Raw genomic sequence first — 15,896 nt, forward strand, 5'->3', positions numbered from 1 at the left:
GGCCCCGCGAGCACGGCTCGCGGGGCCTCGTCGTGTCACTGCGGGTCGTCGGCCGCCTCCGAGGACACGACCTTGGTCACCTGGAACGGGATGCCCTGCATACAAGTGCCCATCAGGTCCGGCTGGGCCACGCCCTCCACGACGACCTTCGCCCCGAGGTGGCTGCGGTGCAGCCCGCTCAGCTGGTAGGTCTCGCCGCCGACCGTCATCACGACGCAGCCGGACTCGACGCCCTCGGTCGGCACCCCGGAGAGCCGCTGCTTGAACTTGCCAACGGTCGGGTCATCGGTCGGCTGGGTCTCGGGCGGCGGCATCGGCGTGACCTCGGTCGGCGGCGGGTTGCCGGCGGACGGCGACCCACTCGGCGGCGGCTTGGTCGGTGGAGTAGTGGAGGCCGGGTCGGACGGCGCGGCCGACGTGGACTCGTCGGAGGGTGTGGTGGACGGCTCGTCGCTCGACTCGTCCGACCCGCCACAAGCGGTCATCGACAGGGCCACCAGGGCGGCAGCCGCGATCCGGACTGGGAATGAGTGCACACGAGAGAGTCTCATGTTTGGTAGGACGGGACCCGGCATGGCCGCGTTCCCATCTGGACGGGATGGCTAGCGGCGCGCGGTGACGTAGCAGGCGACGGCGGACGCCGCGGCCACGTTGAGAGAGTCGATTCCGGCAGCCATCGGGATGATCGCCCGGCGGTCCGCGGAACGCTGCCAGTGGGCGCTGAGGCCGGGCCCTTCCGAGCCGAGGACCAGCGCCACCTTGTCCAGCCCGGCGACCGCCTCCTCGACTGAGACCGCGTCGGAGGCCAAGGTGAGCGCCACGGTCGTGAAGCCGGCCGCCGACAGGGTCGGGAGCGCGTCGTACCAGTCATCGAGCCGGGTCCACGGCAGCGCGAAGACCGCGCCCATCGCAACCTTGATCGACCGCCGGTACAGCGGATCCGCGCACCTCGGCGAGAGGAGTACGGCGTCGAACCCCATCGCGGCGCCGCTGCGGAAGATCGCGCCGACGTTGGTGTGGTCGACGATGTCCTCGAGCACCAGCACCGAGTGGGCGCCGTCGAGAACACTGGCGAGCGAGGGCAGCGGGCGGCGCTCCAAGGAGGCGAGCGCGCCGCGGTGGACGTGGAAGCCGGTGACCTCTTCGGCGAGCGCCTCGGACACCACGAAGCAGGGAGCGTCGGTGGCGGCCAGCACGTCGGCGAGCCCGTCCAGCCAGCGCTCGGCCATCAGGAACGACCGCGGGGCGAAGCCGCCCTCGACCGCGCGGCGTACCACCTTCTCGCCCTCGGCCAGGAACAGCCCGTGCTCGCTCTCCAGCCGCTTGCGGAGCTGGACATCGCGCAGGTCGCGATAGTCGGCCAGTCGAGGATCCGCGGCCGAGTCGACGGGGACGAGCTCAGCCACGGCCGAAGTGCTGGGGCCGGGCCACGGCCACGACCTCGCCGATCACGATGATCGCCGGCGGCCGCACCTCTTGGGCCACGATGTCGGCGCCGAGCTCGCCGAGGGTGGTCAGCACGGTGCGCTCCTCGGGCATCGTGCCCTCGACCACGACAGCGACCGGCGTGTCGGCGGGCCGGCCGCTGTCCACGAGCGCGTCGGCGATGGCCGGCGCGTTCTCGACGGCCATCAGCAGCACCACGGTGCCGCGCAGCCGACCGACGGCGCGCCAGTCGACCAGCGACTCGGGATGTCCGGGCGGCAGGTGGCCGGAGATCACCGTGAACTCGTGGGCGACGCCGCGGTGGGTGACCGGGATGCCGGCCCGGGCCGGCACCGAGATCGCCGACGACAGCCCGGGTACGACGGTCACCGCGACGCCCGCCTCGGCGCACGCGATCACCTCTTCGTAGCCACGGCCGAACACGAAGTTGTCGCCGCCCTTGAACCGCACCACCCGCTTGCCCTCGAGCGCCTTCTCCACGATCACCCGGTTGATGAACTCCTGGGCGGCGGAGCGGCCGCGCGGCAGCTTCGCGACGTCGATAAGCTCCACGTCCGGGGAGAGCTCGGCGAGCAGCTCGCGGGGGGCGAGCCGGTCGGCGACCACCACGTCGGCCGACGCGAGTGCGTGCCGGGCGGCGATGGTGACCAGCTCCGGGTCGCCTGGTCCGCCGCCCACCAGCACCACGCCCGGACTGCGGTCCTGGGCGTCGCGGGCGGTGATCGAGCCGTCCCGGAGCGCGGTCATGATCTCGTCGCGGACTGCGGCCGACTTCCGCGGCTCGCGGTTGCCGAGTACGGCGACGGTGACCCCGCCGTGCCGGCCGACGGCGGGCGTCCAAGCCGACGCGTCCCGGGCGTCGTCGCTGCGCACGCAGAAGACCCGGCGCTCCTCGGCGGCGGTGGCGACAGCCGCATTGGTCTCCGCGTTGTTGGTCGCGGCGATGGCGTACCAGGTGTCGTCGAGGTCGGCCGGCTCGAACTTGCGCGACACCCAGGTCAGCTCGCTGAGCATCCCCTCCAGCGCGGGCGTGAGCGACGGCGACACCACGACCACGTCGGCACCGCAGGCGATCAGCGCCGGCACCCGCCGCTGCGCGACGTGGCCGCCTCCCACCACCACCACTCGGCGGCCGGCGAGCCGCAGCCCGGAGGGGTACGGCGGCAGCGAACTCCCGTGAGTGACCACTAGGCGTCCTTGTTCGCTACGCCAGCCGAGTCGAAGGTGGCCATCTCGGCCAGGATCAGCGCGGCCGAGCGGACCAGCGGGAACGCCAGCGCGGCGCCGCTCCCCTCGCCCAGCCGCAGCTCCAGGTCGACGAGCGGACGGAGCCCGAGTGCGGCCAGCGCAGCGGCATGCCCGGGCTCGACACTGCGGTGTCCGGCGAAGCAGTAGTTGATCGCCTCCGGCGCCAGCCGCTGCGCGACCAGTGCGGCGGCACCGGCGATCACTCCGTCGAGGACGACCGGCCGGCGGTGAGCGGCCGCGCCGAGGATCAGCCCGGCGAGGCCGGCGTGCTCGAGGCCGCCGACCTCGGCGAGAACGTCGATCGGGTCGGCGCCGGGGGCCAGCCGGGCGACTGCCGTGGCCACGACCTTCGTCTTGTGCACCAGCATCTGGTCGTCGATGCCGGTGCCGCGGCCGGTGACCTGGGCAGCCGGCGTGCCGGTGAGGGCGGCGATCAGGCAGGCCGACGGCGTGGTGTTGCCGATGCCCATGTCGCCGGTGAGCAGCGCGTCGTAGCCCTCGACGATCAGCCCGCCGGCCACCTGGATGCCGACCCCGATCGCCTGCTCGGCCTCTTCCCGGGTCATCGCGGGGCCACCCGCGAGGTCGGCAGTGCCGGGGCGGATCTTCCGGGCCAGCACAGTGGCATCGCCCTTCACCGGGGAGGCCACGCCGACGTCCACGACGTACACGTCGGCACCGGCTGCCCGGGCCAGCACGTTGACCGCGGCGCCGCCGGCCCGGAAGTTCTCGACCATGCCCGCGGTGACCTCCTGCGGCCACGGCGTCACGCCCTGGGCGAGTACGCCGTGGTCCCCCGCGAAGACGGCGACAGCGGGCCTGGCCGGCACCGGCGCCGGGCATGCCTCGGCGATGCCGGACAGGGTGATCGACACGTCCTCGAGTACGCCGAGAGCGCCGGCCGGTTTGGTCAGCTGGGCCTGCCGCGCCCGCGCATCGGCCATCGCCTGGTCGTCGAGGGGACGGATATCGGCGATGGTCTCGGCAATCAGCTCATTGGTCACCTGCACATTCTGGCCGAGATGGATGACGCGCCGTGCCGCGGCCTGGTCCACGACCATCCCTCGGACTACCGCTCCCCCGCGGGGCGACCAGCACTGACGGCGTACGCGCTCGGTGACTGACCGACCTGCTCGGTGAACTCGCGGGTGAAGTGGGCCTGGTCGAACCAGCCGAGCCGGGCCGCGAGCTCGGCGAGGTCGTCGTACTCCCCCGCGTCGATCAGCGTGACCGCGTCGTGGAGGCGGTAGCGGCGCTGCACCCACTTCGGCCCGACCCCGACGTAGCGCCGGAAGAGCCGCTGCAGCGAGCGCGGCGCGATCTCGAACCTCTCGCACACGGCGTCGACCGAGATCATTGTCGGGTCGCCGATCATGCCGGCCACGATCGCCAGCACCCGCTCGTAGCGCGGGTCCGGCTTCGGCAGCCGACGCTCCAGGAACTCGTCGACGATCGCTGCGCGCTCGGCGTCCTCAGGCTCAGCGAGGACCGCACCCATCAGCGCTGTCGACTCCTCCCCGAAGGCCGCGCGGAGTGGCAGCACCTGATCGGTCCAGGCGCCGACGTCCTCGCCGGTGAACGCGCCGAACCCTCCTGGCCGGAACTTCACGCCGAACGCGCGCCCCTCGCCGGAGAGGTCGATCCGGAACCGCTTGGTCGGCACTCCGTGGATCAGCGCCGCCGGCATCTCGACGCCGTAGTGGGGTGTTGTGCCGGACTCGACCGACAGCTGCACGGCCGGATGGGTGACGACCTCGGAGGTGTACGGCGGCGCGTCACCGAGGTCCCAGCGGACGGTCCAGTAGTTCTCCACCCAGGTATGCAGCCGCGGGCTCACCGGCGGCCTGGCCAGTTCGACCACCTCGGCGTGCCGGTCGGGGTGGAGGATCCCGGCCGTCGTGGCGGTCGGCGGGCGACGGGCCTCGGGCGGCAGCGAGCGCAGGCTCAGCCGGCTTGTTGTCGCATTTCTCCAAGCGCCCATGGCGGCAGCGTAGAGACGATCACCGACATGACCACTGAACAGGACACCAGCACCCCCGTCGCGCCCGTCCCGGCCGGCTACACCACGCTCACGCCGTTCTTCGTCTGCGACGGAGCAGCCAAGGCGATCGAGTTCTACATCTCGGTCTTCGGCGCGCGCGAGATCACCCGCAACGACGGGCCGGACGGCACCGTCGCCCACTGCGAGCTGGAGCTCGAGACCGGCCGGATGCAGGTCGGCGACCCGGCGCCCGACCACCACCTGGTCGCGCCAACCGGCGGCGACGACGTCAGCCGCTCCACGGTCTACTACTGCGCCGACGTCGACAGCGTGTACGCCGCGGCGGTCACTGCCGGCGCCAAGGGGTACGGCGACCCCGAGACCTTCGTGACCGGCGACCGCTACGCCGCCTTCCTCGACCCGTTCGGGCACCGCTGGGCGGTGATGACCAAGGTCGAGGACATCGACCCCGCGGAGGCTGAGCGCCGGGTCAACGAGTGGCTGGCGAGCCAACCGTAGGCTTGCGAGGGCCATGATCCTCTCGAAGATCCGCGACCCTCGCCTGGTCACCATCCGACGTGGCGGGACGCTGACGGACTCGGACCACTACCTCCTCGCCCTCTGGGCGGCCACCTGCGCCGAGCACGTCCTCGAGATCTTCGAATCCGCCTGCCCCGAGGACGAGCGGCCACGTCAGGCCATCGAGCAGGCCCGCGCCTGGACGCGCGGCGAGGTCAAGATGATGGAGGCCCGGGCGGCGGGCGGCCACGCCATGGGTGCCGCGCGGGACCTGCGCGGGGCGCCGCGCCACGCGGCGTACGCCGCCGGCCAGGCCGCGGTGGTCGCCCACGTCGCCGCGCACGAGCTGGGCGCCGCCGCCTACGCGATCAAGGCCGCTCGGGCCGCAGCAGCGCGAGGCGAAGGCGAGGAAGCTGGCCGACGAGAGTGCCGGTGGCAGCGCGAGCAGCTGCCACCGACAATTCGCGACCTGGTGCTGGACGACCAGAGGCTGCGCAACGACCTCTGCTGGTCGGTCTTCGAGTCCTGAGGTCCCAGGGTCGCAAACCGGCCCGGCGACGGTTCGTGACGTGTTAACTTGAGCCGCTCAATCAACGGGGGTGCGCTCGGGTCGCGCCATGACCTCATTCTTGGAGTGGCTCAGTGAAGCGCTACCTGGGCGCCGGTCTTGGCGCCGTACTCATGCTGTCCGGCCTGTCCGGCCTGTCCGGCCTGTCCGGCTTCGCCGCGAAGGCGGCTGAGCCCCACTCGCCTCCGGTCATCAACTTTGCGGGCGAGATCAGCAGCGGCTCGATCTCCCTCAAGGCGACGTCATCCGCGCCGTACGTCAGGTTCCGGCTGTCGAACTCAGACACCGGAGGGCCCTACATTCAAGGCTCGCCGGTGGCTGCGGGCGCCGATGGCAAGTTCGCGGACGAGATCCCGTCACGCGGCCTGAACCGCGTCTCGTACGCGACGGCGATCAACTGTGCGTCCGCCAGCGCCGACTCGTGCAGCACGATCTCCAGTGAGTGGCACCGTGCCGGCCGCTCCGGATCCACCCAACTCTCGCAGACCGACAATCCCAAGCAGGTCCATAACCCGGCACTGAGCGATGCGCGCGTGATGGTGCCGGAACTCGGGGACGACGAGACCTGGCTCCTCGTCGGCACCCAGCGCCAGGCGGCTGTCACCGGCGAGAACACCGTGGACCTCGCGCCGCTGGCTGACGGGGACTACTGGGTGTGGCTCTCGCGCTGCAGTGCGATCAACAGCCAGGTCTGCGACCGGCCGGAGTGGGTAGACGAGAGCCAACTGCCACGAGTGTCGGTACGCCGTGCCATGCGTCCGTCGCTGCGCGCGGTCGGTGGCGGCGGCCTCGATGGCTATCTGAACCCGAACGGAGACGGCTTCGCCGACCGGGCCGGCTTCCGTTTCGGCCCCGACCATGCCGTCCCGGTCAGCTCCGGCTCCTGGCGAGTCGTCAACGGCACCGGCAAGACACTCATCGGGCCGCGTTCCATGACCTCCGGTCAGCGCACCGGCGACGAGCCCATCGTCGTCGACCCGGCCAAGGAGGGCCTGCGCCTCGCCGACGGCAGCTACCGGATCCGGGTCAGTGTCACCGGCAGCGTCAGCGGAGTCAGCAAGAAGTCGACGCTGGAGCGAGGGATCCGAGTCCGGAACTCCAGGTCGCTTCTGGGTGTCCGGACCGACCTGTCGACCTTCTACCCGGTCATGGACGACTATCGGGACGAGGTCAGGATCGATCCGAGCTTCAACATCGGCTATGCCGAGTCGACCGACGTTGTCCGTGCAGACGGCACCGTGGTCCGGCACGGCCGGTATGCCAACGGCTGGTGGGACGGCCGGTCCGACCGGGGCTTCCTTGTCCGCGAAGGCCGCTACCGGATCGCAGTCGAGATGAAGAGCCCTTCAGGCGAGCGGAAGACGTTCTACACACCGCTGTTCAACCTGTCCCACAAGCGACTGGTGACCAAGACCTTCCGGAAGACCACAACCGCAAAGGCCAGTCTCCTGCGTAACCAGTCGCAGCGGTGCGGTCGGCTTCGTAGTGAGCCGACGGGTGCCATCCGCTACCTCAGCAGGCTCTGCCGGCCGTTCATCGGAGAGGGCTCGCGCGCGACCGGCCTCCACCGGGTCCAGCTTCCCTCTGGCGACCCGGTCTCAGTGCGCATCGGCACGACCGGCCGGAGCCTCGACAGGTGGCGTGACCACGAGGGCAAGCTGATCAACCTCACCCGGACCGGTGGCCGCGCGGTATGGACCGAGATCGGGCCCGGTCGGGGCACCTGGTTCACCCACACTATGAGGCCCAGGCACATCTTCCGCCGGGACAGCAAGCTCCGCTGGCTCTTCGAGACCCATCTCGGCCGGGAGTTCCAGGTGCGGACGTTCAGCGTTGTCTACCGCTACCGCGTTCTGCGGTAGGGCTCACGCTTTCAGCAAGTCCTCGAACGGCGTCGGTTCGTCGAACTCGTCAGCCAGGGTGCGCGGGCGGGTGGCGATCGGCGCCGCGGTCACCGCGTTGGCGAGCTCGGCGGCGGCGCGTTCGACCCGGCCGGCCAGCGCGCCATCGGCGGTGTTGCCGAAGTCCTCGGTCGCGGCGTACACGCCGGTCGGGACGGGCAGCGCCTTGAGGTAGTTGAACAGCGGGCGCAGCGCGTGGTCGAGGACCATCGAGTGCCGCGCGGTGCCGCCGGTGGCGGCCATCAGCACCGGCAGCCCCGCCAGCAGGTCCGGCTCCAGGACGTCGAAGAAGGTCTTGAACAGCCCCGAGTACGACGCGCTGAAGACCGGCGTGACCGCGATCAGAGCGTCCGCCTGACGGAGCAGCCCGACCGCAGCGGCCAGCTCTCCTGACGGGAAGCCGGTGACCAGGTTGTCCGCGAGCGGACGGGCCAGCGCCCGCAGCTCGATCACGTCGACCTGGACCTGCTCGCCGCGCGTGCGCAGCGCGCCTGCCGTCGCTGCGGCCAGCTGGTCGGCCAGGATCCGGGTCGAGGACGGCGTGCTCAGGCCGGCGGTCACGACCACGATTCGGCGGGTCACTGGTCGGCTCCCTCGGTGGTCTCGGCCAGCTGGTCTGCTAGGAGCGACTGGTGGGTGGGGGCGTTCGGCACGTGCGCGGGCCGGTCGGCCTCGAAGCCCTTGCGCAGCTCGGGCAGGATCTCGCCGAGCAGGTCGAGCTGCTCCAGGACCGTCTTCAGCGGCAGCCCGGCGTGGTCGACGAGGAACATCTGGCGCTGGTAGTCGCCGACGTACTCGCGGAAGCCGAGGGTCCGCTCGACGACCTGCTGTGGAGAGCCGACAGTGAGCGGGGTCTGGCTCATGAAGTCCTCCAGCGACGGGCCGCCGCCGTACACCGGGGCGTCGTCGAAGTACGGCCGGAACTCCCGGACCGCGTCCTGGGTGTTGCGCCGCATGAAGATCTGGCCGCCGAGCCCGACGATGGCCTCGTCAGCGCTGCCGTGCCCGTAGTGCTCGAAGCGGCGACGGTAGAGCCCGACCATCTGCCGGGTGTGCGAGGCCGGCCAGAAGATGTGGTTGGAGAAGAAGCCGTCGCCGTAGTACGCCGCCTGCTCGGCGATCTCGGGGCTGCGGATCGAGCCGTGCCAGACGAAGGGAGGTACGCCGTCGAGCGGCCGCGGCGTGGAGGTGAAGCCCTGCAGCGGGGTGCGGTACTTGCCCTCCCAGTCCACGACGTCCTCGCGCCAGAGCCGGCGCAGCAGCGCGTAGTTCTCGATGGCGAGCGGGATCCCGTCGCGGATGTCCTTGCCGAACCACGGGTACACCGGCCCGGTGTTGCCGCGGCCGAGCATCAGGTCGACCCGTCCGTCGGAGAGATGCTGCAGGTAGGCGTAGTCCTGAGCGATCCGGACCGGGTCGTTGGTGGTGATCAGCGTGGTCGCGGTGGACAGGATCAGCCGCTCGGTCTGGGCGGCGATGTTCGCCAGCAGCACCGGCGGGTTGGCCGGCGCGGCGAACGGCGGGTTGTGGTGCTCACCGGTCGCGAACACGTCCAGCCCGATCTCCTCGGCCTTCTTCGCGATCTCGACGGTCGCCTTGATCCGCTCCTGCTCGGTGGGAGCGCGACCCGTGGTCGGGTCGGGCGTCACGTCGCCGACGGTGAAGATCCCGAACTGCATGACTGCCTGCCTCTTGTAGTTGAAATCCTAACTACCCCCCGAACAGGCGCGGGATCCAGGCTATTCCCGCCCGCGGATCCCGGCAGATCGAGGGCGTTTGCCTCTGCTGCCTGGGACGCCGGGACTCCGATCCTCGGATCACCCACTAGCCCAGGAGGACCCCATGAACGACCGCCACGACGTTCTGACCGCAGAACGCCCTCTCATCGACCACCGGGTCCGGCTCGCCCGCCAGCGCTCGCTCGCCGTCGTGCTCGCACTGGGCGCGACCGCCGCGGCCGCCAACCTACTGCTGCGTCCCGTGGCCGCCGAGGACTCCTCGGAGTTCGCCCAGGTCGCCCCGGACCGTGACGCCGTCTGGCTGTTCGGCCTCGTGGGCGCGATCAGTACGCCGGTCGCCTACCTGGCGGTGGGCCTGGCCTCCTGCCTGCTGGTCAGCGCTCGTGGCGGCATGCTCGCCACAGTCGGGGGGATGCTCACCGGTCTCGGCGCGTTCGGCTACGCCTGCGGGTTCTTCGCCTTCCACACTCTGTCCTGGTACGGGACGGCGGATGTCCTGTCCCCGCAGGGCGAGGAGTTCCTGACCTACGTCGGCGACAACGCCGGCCATGTATTCGGTCCGCAGATGCTCGGCTTCCTGCTGTGCGCGCTGGGCTACCTCACGATCGCGGGCGCGTTCTGGCGCTCTCGCGCCGTACCCCGATGGTTGCCGATCTCCATCGCGGTGACCTTCGTGCTCACTATGCTGGCGGGAACCGGCATCGCCTTCGACGTGGTCCACGCGGTCTACATGGCGACGTTCGTGGCGGTCGCCTGGTTCGCGTGGCACGCGCCGCAGGAGCGGGTGCCGGCCACCGGATGACGGGAGTGCCGATGCGGAGGCTGCTCGCGTACGGCGATCGGCCTCCTGCTCTGCGCCTGGTCGGTCGCCGCCATCGACTGGATCGTCCACGCCGACCAGGTCCGGGAGGTCGAGTGGCTGCCGTGGACCTCCGACGAGGGGCGCGCGGTCCTCGCCGACTGGGGAGTCTCGCCGACCCGCTGGGCGGCGTTCCTCGTGATCGTCTCCGGTGCCGTCGTCGTCGCGACCGTCGTCGCCGCCCGGCTGCTGCTCCGAGGCTCCCCGTCCACGTTCCGCGCCTACGTCGCAGTGGTCCTCGTGCTCTTCGCCACGGCCGGCGGTCACGTGGCGGTCGTCGTCGGGACCTTGCACGACGGGTTCGGCGAGACCGGCGCCGTTGTCCAGGGCCTGGGCTGGGTCGCCGTGCTCCAGCTGGCCTACGTCTTCCCGGACGGGCGGTTCGTGCCGCGCTGGAGCGGCTGGCTCACCGTCGCGTGGGCGGTCGTGCTCGGCGCCGGCATCATCGTGGCCGCCGCTGGACTCGCCACCGACGCCTACCAAGGGATCGAGTCCGTAGCGGTCCTGGTTCTCGTCGGCACCTGCCTCTATGCCCAGGTCCACCGCTATCGCAAGGTCTCCGGGTCTGCCGAACGCCGCCAGGCCCGCGGCGTCCTGATCGTGATCGGAGTCTGGTTCGCGTTCGGGGCGATCCTCATCGCCACCCCGCTGCAAGACCTGCAGCGCGAGGCGACCACGCAAGGGCTGCTCGCTCACCTCGCCGTCGAGCTGGCGACGGCGGCGATCTGGGTCTCCTTCCCCCTGGCGATCACGGTCTCGCTGCTGAACCACTCCACCTTCGTCCTGGCTCAGCTCGGCCGGCGCCTCGCCGGCGCGATTCCCGGCGACGACGTCGCCCCGATGCTGGTGAGGTCCATCGGCGAGGCGCTGGGTGACGGCCGCGTGGCGCTGACCATGACGGGGTCGCCGGGAGTCGTGGCGGAGTACGGCCGAGCGCCGGCACGTCGGCGGGACGTGCTGAGGGTTCCGATCGCGTACGACGACGCGCCGCTGGGCGAGCTGGAAGTGGCAACGTCCCGGCGGATCACGGACCGCGACCGCCAGCAGATCGACGATGTGACCCAACAGGCTGCCGTCGCGCTTCGTGCGGCCGCCCTGACCAACGAGCTGCGACGGGCCCGGGAGCGGCTGGTCGCGACGCGTGAGGAGGAGCGCCGGCGCCTCCACCGCGACCTGCACGACGGCCTCGGCCCGACGATGGCGAGCCTGAGCCAGCGCCTGCAGCTGGCCGAGCGGTTCCTGGACGGCGATCCCGAGCAGGCACGCCGCCTGCTGGACGGCTGCTCGGAGCAGACCAAGGCGGCCATCGCGGACCTGCGCCGGGTCGTCTACGCACTCCGTCCGCCCGCGCTGGACGAGCTGGGGCTGGCCGGCGCGATCGAGGAGGCCTGCCGCCGGTTCGGTACGCCGGACGGTCTGCGGATCGAGGTCGCCGCGGACGGGCTGCCCTCGCTGCCGGCCGGCGTCGAGGTCGCGGCGTACCGGATCGCGACCGAGGCCGTGACCAACGTGGCGCGGCACGCTGAGGCGACGACCTGCCGGGTGACCATCTCGCTCGACGGCCGCGACCTCGCGGTGTCCGTTGTCGACGACGGCTCCGGTGTGCCCACCGGGACCTCCGGAGGCGGACTGGCGACGATGCGTGAGCGCGCCGAGGAACTCGGCGGCAGCCTGTCCGTGACCGCGAACAGACCTCGGGGAACGGCCGTATCGGCCCGCCTGCCGATCGGTTCGATGGATGATGTCGACCATGAGTGAGCGCCCGGTGCGCGTGGTCATCGTCGACGACCACCCCTTCTACCGAGAAGGGGTCAAGGCGATGCTGACCGCACGCGCCTCCGACATCACCGTCGTCGGCGAGGCACAGAACGGCGAGGAGGCACTCGAGATCGTCGGCTCACTTGCTCCCGACGTCGTCCTCATGGACCTCGCGATGCCGGGCATGGGTGGCCTCGAGGCCACCAGGCGCGTGGTGAAGGACCATGCCGGCGTCGCGGTCGTCGTACTCACGATGTTCGACGACGAGTCGGTGCTATCGGCCGTCCGCGCCGGCGCCAAGGGCTATCTGCTCAAGGACGCCGACGTCGACGAGGTGGTCCGTGCGGTGCACGCCGCGCACCACGGTGAGACGGTCCTCGGCGCCAGGCCGGCGAGCACACTCGTCGGCTACGTCGCGAGGGCGACCGCACAGCCCGGGCCGTTCCGCGAGCTGACCCAGCGTGAGCACGAGATCCTGCGGAAGATCGCCGTCGGCGCGGACAACGCGACCATCGCCCGCGACCTGCACCTCACCGACAAGACCGTCCGCAACTACGTCTCGACGATCCTGTCGAAGCTCCACGTCGGCAGCCGCGCCGAGGCGGTCGCCAAGGCGCGGGATGCCGGCATGGGCGGCTGAGGGCTACTCCCCCAGCGGGTGGTCAGGCAGGTACTTCTCACAGCGGTCGAGACCCTGGAAGGCGCCGGAGGCGAACGAAGTCTCGCGCTCCAGCACGGTGCCGTGGGAGCGGTCGGGACCTTCGAGCTCGGAGATCGCCGCCAGCAGCAGTCCGACCTTCAGGTCCTGGAGGAATTTGTCCAGGCCGCCGCCGCGTTCGTCGCGGTACCACGCACCGGAGATGCAGTCGGCCTGGTTCTCGATGGCGATCTGGGTGTCCTGGTCGTTCACCTCGAGGTCGGTCTGGAACTGCAGGTGGTGACCCCACTCATGGGCCATGCCGACAGCGGGCGCCTGCTCGCCGAAGGTCTCCCCGAAGTCGGCCATGCTGGCCTCGCCAATGAAGATCGCGTCGTCGGGCGGGCAGTAGAAGTAGGCCGTGTCGTCGGCGTCGAGCTCCTGACCGCTCTGATCGGTGCACTGGGTCGGCTCGGTCTCGCCCTCGGCGATGAAGTGCCAGTCCGACGGGGTGCTGAGGTCCTGCTCCTCGGCGTACGCCTCGATCTTCTCGACAGAATCGTCGAAGAGCTCGCGCATCTCCGAGGCTTCCTCGGTGGGCTCGTCGCTGGTGTCCTCGCTGGGCTCCTCGGTCGACTCCGTGGCGGAGCCGCTCGGCTTGTCCTCTGCGGGGTCGCAGGCAAGGCTGCCGACGGACAGGATGGCGATGGCGGCAGCGGTGCTGGCCACACGGATGAAAGACACGACTCTCCTTGATGGTTCGGCTCAAACGTGCGGGGATGCCGGTGCGTGGCGGTCCAACCCGCCGTACCAACCTTCCGCAACGATGAGCCGATGAAACCAGATCGCTGCCCCGCCTGGGTCCCCGCCCTGGTACTCATTCTCACGGTCGTACAGCTCGCCGTGGCTGAGTACGCGCCGGGGATTGAGCGGTTCGAGGGCAAGGCGTTCGGGGCCCGGCTGCTCGCCTATCCCCTGCTGATGCTGCTGGTGCCGGCACTCTGGTGGTACGCCGCCCGCCGCCGCGAGCCGCGCCCGTCACCGCCGTACGGCGCCTTCGCACTGGTGATGCTGCCGTTCCTGATCGACGTCACCGGCAACAGCCTCGACCTCTACGACACCGTCGAGTGGTGGGACAACTTCAACCACTTCTTCAACTGGTTCCTGCTGCTCACCGGGCTCGGCCTGATCATCTGCGGCTCGGTCAGGCCGCGCTGGGCGGTCGTCCTCCTGGTCACCGGCCTCGGCGCCATCCTCGCCGTCGGTTGGGAGATCGGCGAGTGGTACACCTTCATCCGGCACGGCACCGAGATCGACACCGCCTACGAGGACACGCTCTCCGACGTCAGCCTCGGCACCCTCGGCGCGCTGCTCGCCGGCCTCGTCGTTCTCCGTCGAAACGGGTCTCCCGATTGACCGGCTCGGGTTAGGATCTGCCGACTTCATCGAGGGGGACCCGCTGTGAACCAACCGCTTGCCGCTGCCCTGGGCCTGGTACTCGCCGCCACCTTGGCCACCGCTGTACCACCGTCGTACGCCGACGAGCCGCTGCCGATTCCCACGATCACCTCCCCCACACAGGAGGAGCCGGTCGGCAACGAGGTGACGGTTGCTGCAACCGCCTCTGGCGCTCCCTACGGTCTCTTCGAGCTGCGGCACAGTTACGACCAGGCCATTCGACATGCTCCGGTGACGTCCGGACCGGACGGCACCTTCACCGACACGCTGCCGACGAAAGGCCTCGGCAGTATCTTCCACGTCACCGCACGGGCCTGCCGAACCTCGAGTGTCGACAGCTGTCATGACCGTGGCGCGGAGCTGTACCTGAGACGGACACCCCTGCCTGCGGTCACCACCGGTGAAGGCTGGCGCGACGTGGTCGATACGACCACGGTCGGCACCGTACCCGTCGTGGTTCCGGACACTGCAGGTCTTGACGTGTTCTTGTACACCCCGAAGGGCCGGTTCGCCGCTACTCCGGCGGGCCCACGGCAGATCGATGTCGCCGGCATCGAGGACGGATATACGAGCGTCGGCATTGGTCAGTGCAGTGACCTCAACCCCGACGTCTGCACTAAACGGGGCATACGGTTCCTCGTCCGCCGGGCGCCGCACGCTTCGTTCGTCTGGCACGACAGCGTCATCAGCCAGAACCGGGATGGGATCTGTGATACCGCCCGGTATCAGCTCAGGCTCGACCCAGACCTTCCGGTGCTCGCCCGCTGGCGAGTGCTGAGCGGTTCGACGACGGTCGTCGGTCCGATCGACTACTCAACGTCAGAGGTCGCTCAGGCGCGCCAGCTTGGCGGGATCCAGCTCGCTGCCGACCACTGGCAGCCCTTGGCCGTGAGTTGCCTGCCGCCAACTATCAGTTCCAGGTCGAGGTGATCCCTGACAACGTGCCCGGGTACACCAACCAGACCCGGGTCAGCTTCCCGCTGCGTGTCGCGAACACGCCAGCAGACTGGCGGCTGTGGGTAGACCGTGCGGTCATCTATCCCCGAGACCACACTGGTGCTGGGTCCAAGGTCCGACTGCTGCATGGACTCGACGCCGACGAGGTTCGCTGCGGATGGTTCGCCTGGAGGGTCGTCAATGCGGAGGGGCACGAGGTCACCGACGGTTGGTACACCCTGAACCCGATGAGTCATCCGAGCAGCTGGGATGGCATGACTCGCCGCGGAACGGTGCCCGCCGGCCGGTACCGGTTCGAGGTACGAGCGCTCAACTACCCACAGGGGCGAATCAACCGGTCGCCGTACTTCACAGTCTCCCACCGCTACCGAGTCCTTCAAGAGGTCAAGACCCCGCGTCAGCGTGCCGTCCAGAGCCTGATCAGGAAGTCGAAGCTGAGGAACGGACGGATCACCCGCGGACCGCTCGGCAGCCTGAACTACCTCAGCAACTCCCCGGCGCGCCCAACTCCCGACCTGCGCACGTTGCACAGAATCAAGCTGCCGCCCAACCGGGTAGGGAAGGCGGAGATCTGGTTCTCCGGCTCCTGGCCGCAGTGGGCACAGCACCCACGGGTCTTCCTGATCGCCCCGAGCGGCCGGCGCGTCCCAGCCAGTGGCTGGGATTACCCGGATCGACAGAACATGAGGTTCACGGTGCCGAGGCGCTTCGTGCGAGCAGACGGTTTGGTTCGTTTCGAGCTAGCCGTCAAGCACGCCGGGCGTACCCGGATACGAGACTTCCGGGTCGGCTACCTGCGCTACCGCTGGGTGTCATAGCGTCACC

At 70.2% G+C, this 15,896-nt stretch carries 17 protein-coding genes; 9 read left to right on the forward strand and 8 right to left on the reverse strand.

Going from position 1 to position 15,896, the window contains the following annotated elements:
• Nucleotides 1-35: 35 nt before the first annotated feature.
• The 5 genes from DDV73_RS22045 to DDV73_RS22065 all read right to left on the reverse strand — a co-directional run bounded on the left by DDV73_RS22045 (nucleotide 36) and on the right by DDV73_RS22065 (nucleotide 4,675).
• Nucleotides 36-536 (reverse strand): hypothetical protein, encoded by a 501-nt coding sequence (locus DDV73_RS22045; protein ID WP_109509420.1) that lies wholly within the window; start codon nucleotides 534-536, stop codon nucleotides 36-38.
• 66 nt (nucleotides 537-602) lie between these two features.
• Nucleotides 603-1,406, reverse strand: a complete 804-nt coding sequence (locus DDV73_RS22050) for a TrmH family RNA methyltransferase (RefSeq protein ID WP_109509421.1) — start codon at nucleotides 1,404-1,406, stop codon at nucleotides 603-605.
• Entirely contained in the window at nucleotides 1,399-2,634 is a 1,236-nt protein-coding gene (gene cobA, locus DDV73_RS22055; RefSeq protein WP_240617419.1) for a uroporphyrinogen-III C-methyltransferase, read from the reverse strand. The genes DDV73_RS22050 and cobA overlap by 8 nt, the downstream gene beginning before the upstream one ends.
• Complete coding sequence (gene cobT / locus DDV73_RS22060; RefSeq protein WP_240617420.1) at nucleotides 2,634-3,698, reverse strand: nicotinate-nucleotide--dimethylbenzimidazole phosphoribosyltransferase; 1,065 nt, start codon at nucleotides 3,696-3,698, stop codon at nucleotides 2,634-2,636. Before cobT ends, cobA begins: the two co-directional genes overlap by 1 nt.
• Before the next feature lie 65 nt (nucleotides 3,699-3,763).
• Entirely contained in the window at nucleotides 3,764-4,675 is a 912-nt protein-coding gene (locus tag DDV73_RS22065) for a helix-turn-helix domain-containing protein (protein WP_109509423.1), read from the reverse strand.
• Nucleotides 4,676-4,702: 27 nt separating this feature from the next.
• Between DDV73_RS22065 and DDV73_RS22070 the strand changes: the two genes are divergently transcribed.
• The 3 genes from DDV73_RS22070 to DDV73_RS22080 all read left to right on the forward strand — a co-directional run bounded on the left by DDV73_RS22070 (nucleotide 4,703) and on the right by DDV73_RS22080 (nucleotide 7,624).
• Nucleotides 4,703-5,194: a VOC family protein gene (locus tag DDV73_RS22070; protein ID WP_109509424.1), complete on the forward strand. Its 492-nt coding sequence runs from the start codon at nucleotides 4,703-4,705 to the stop codon at nucleotides 5,192-5,194.
• A 13-nt stretch (nucleotides 5,195-5,207) separates the two neighbouring features.
• Nucleotides 5,208-5,723, forward strand: coding sequence for a putative immunity protein (locus tag DDV73_RS22075; protein ID WP_109509425.1), 516 nt, complete (start codon nucleotides 5,208-5,210; stop codon nucleotides 5,721-5,723).
• A 113-nt stretch (nucleotides 5,724-5,836) separates the two neighbouring features.
• Complete coding sequence (locus DDV73_RS22080; RefSeq protein WP_109509426.1) at nucleotides 5,837-7,624, forward strand: hypothetical protein; 1,788 nt, start codon at nucleotides 5,837-5,839, stop codon at nucleotides 7,622-7,624.
• A gap of 3 nt (nucleotides 7,625-7,627) precedes the next feature.
• On the opposite strand, the gene DDV73_RS22085 is transcribed toward DDV73_RS22080, so the two are convergent.
• Complete coding sequence (locus DDV73_RS22085; RefSeq protein ID WP_109509427.1) at nucleotides 7,628-8,245, reverse strand: FMN reductase; 618 nt, start codon at nucleotides 8,243-8,245, stop codon at nucleotides 7,628-7,630.
• A complete protein-coding gene (locus DDV73_RS22090) occupies nucleotides 8,242-9,342 on the reverse strand; it encodes an LLM class flavin-dependent oxidoreductase (RefSeq protein WP_109509428.1) in 1,101 nt (366 codons plus the stop codon). Before DDV73_RS22090 ends, DDV73_RS22085 begins: the two co-directional genes overlap by 4 nt.
• Nucleotides 9,343-9,505: 163 nt before the next feature.
• On the opposite strand from DDV73_RS22090, the gene DDV73_RS22095 reads away from it, so the two are divergent.
• From DDV73_RS22095 to DDV73_RS22105, 3 genes are all read left to right on the forward strand, one after another.
• Nucleotides 9,506-10,204: a hypothetical protein gene (locus DDV73_RS22095; RefSeq protein ID WP_109509429.1), complete on the forward strand. Its 699-nt coding sequence runs from the start codon at nucleotides 9,506-9,508 to the stop codon at nucleotides 10,202-10,204.
• Nucleotides 10,205-10,399: 195 nt separating this feature from the next.
• Nucleotides 10,400-12,019, forward strand: coding sequence for a sensor histidine kinase (locus DDV73_RS22100; RefSeq protein WP_109509430.1), 1,620 nt, complete (start codon nucleotides 10,400-10,402; stop codon nucleotides 12,017-12,019).
• Nucleotides 12,012-12,659: a response regulator gene (locus tag DDV73_RS22105; protein ID WP_206051032.1), complete on the forward strand. Its 648-nt coding sequence runs from the start codon at nucleotides 12,012-12,014 to the stop codon at nucleotides 12,657-12,659. Before DDV73_RS22100 ends, DDV73_RS22105 begins: the two co-directional genes overlap by 8 nt.
• Nucleotides 12,660-12,662: 3 nt before the next feature.
• Here the strand turns inward: DDV73_RS22105 and DDV73_RS22110 are convergent, their stop codons facing one another.
• The gene (locus DDV73_RS22110; protein WP_154402858.1) at nucleotides 12,663-13,400 is read right to left on the reverse strand and encodes a neutral zinc metallopeptidase; all 738 of its coding nucleotides are present in this window, start codon (nucleotides 13,398-13,400) and stop codon (nucleotides 12,663-12,665) included.
• Between the two features lie 90 nt (nucleotides 13,401-13,490).
• On the opposite strand from DDV73_RS22110, the gene DDV73_RS22115 reads away from it, so the two are divergent.
• From DDV73_RS22115 to DDV73_RS22125, 3 genes are all read left to right on the forward strand, one after another.
• Complete coding sequence (locus tag DDV73_RS22115) at nucleotides 13,491-14,072, forward strand: DUF2238 domain-containing protein (RefSeq protein WP_109509432.1); 582 nt, start codon at nucleotides 13,491-13,493, stop codon at nucleotides 14,070-14,072.
• Between the two features lie 45 nt (nucleotides 14,073-14,117).
• The gene (locus DDV73_RS22120) at nucleotides 14,118-15,044 is read left to right on the forward strand and encodes a hypothetical protein (protein ID WP_109509433.1); all 927 of its coding nucleotides are present in this window, start codon (nucleotides 14,118-14,120) and stop codon (nucleotides 15,042-15,044) included.
• Between the two features lie 254 nt (nucleotides 15,045-15,298).
• Nucleotides 15,299-15,889, forward strand: coding sequence for a hypothetical protein (locus DDV73_RS22125; protein WP_154402860.1), 591 nt, complete (start codon nucleotides 15,299-15,301; stop codon nucleotides 15,887-15,889).
• Nucleotides 15,890-15,896: the final 7 nt, after the last annotated feature.

This window comes from Nocardioides speluncae (genome assembly GCF_003121585.1).
GTDB classification, from domain to species: domain Bacteria; phylum Actinomycetota; class Actinomycetes; order Propionibacteriales; family Nocardioidaceae; genus Nocardioides; species Nocardioides speluncae.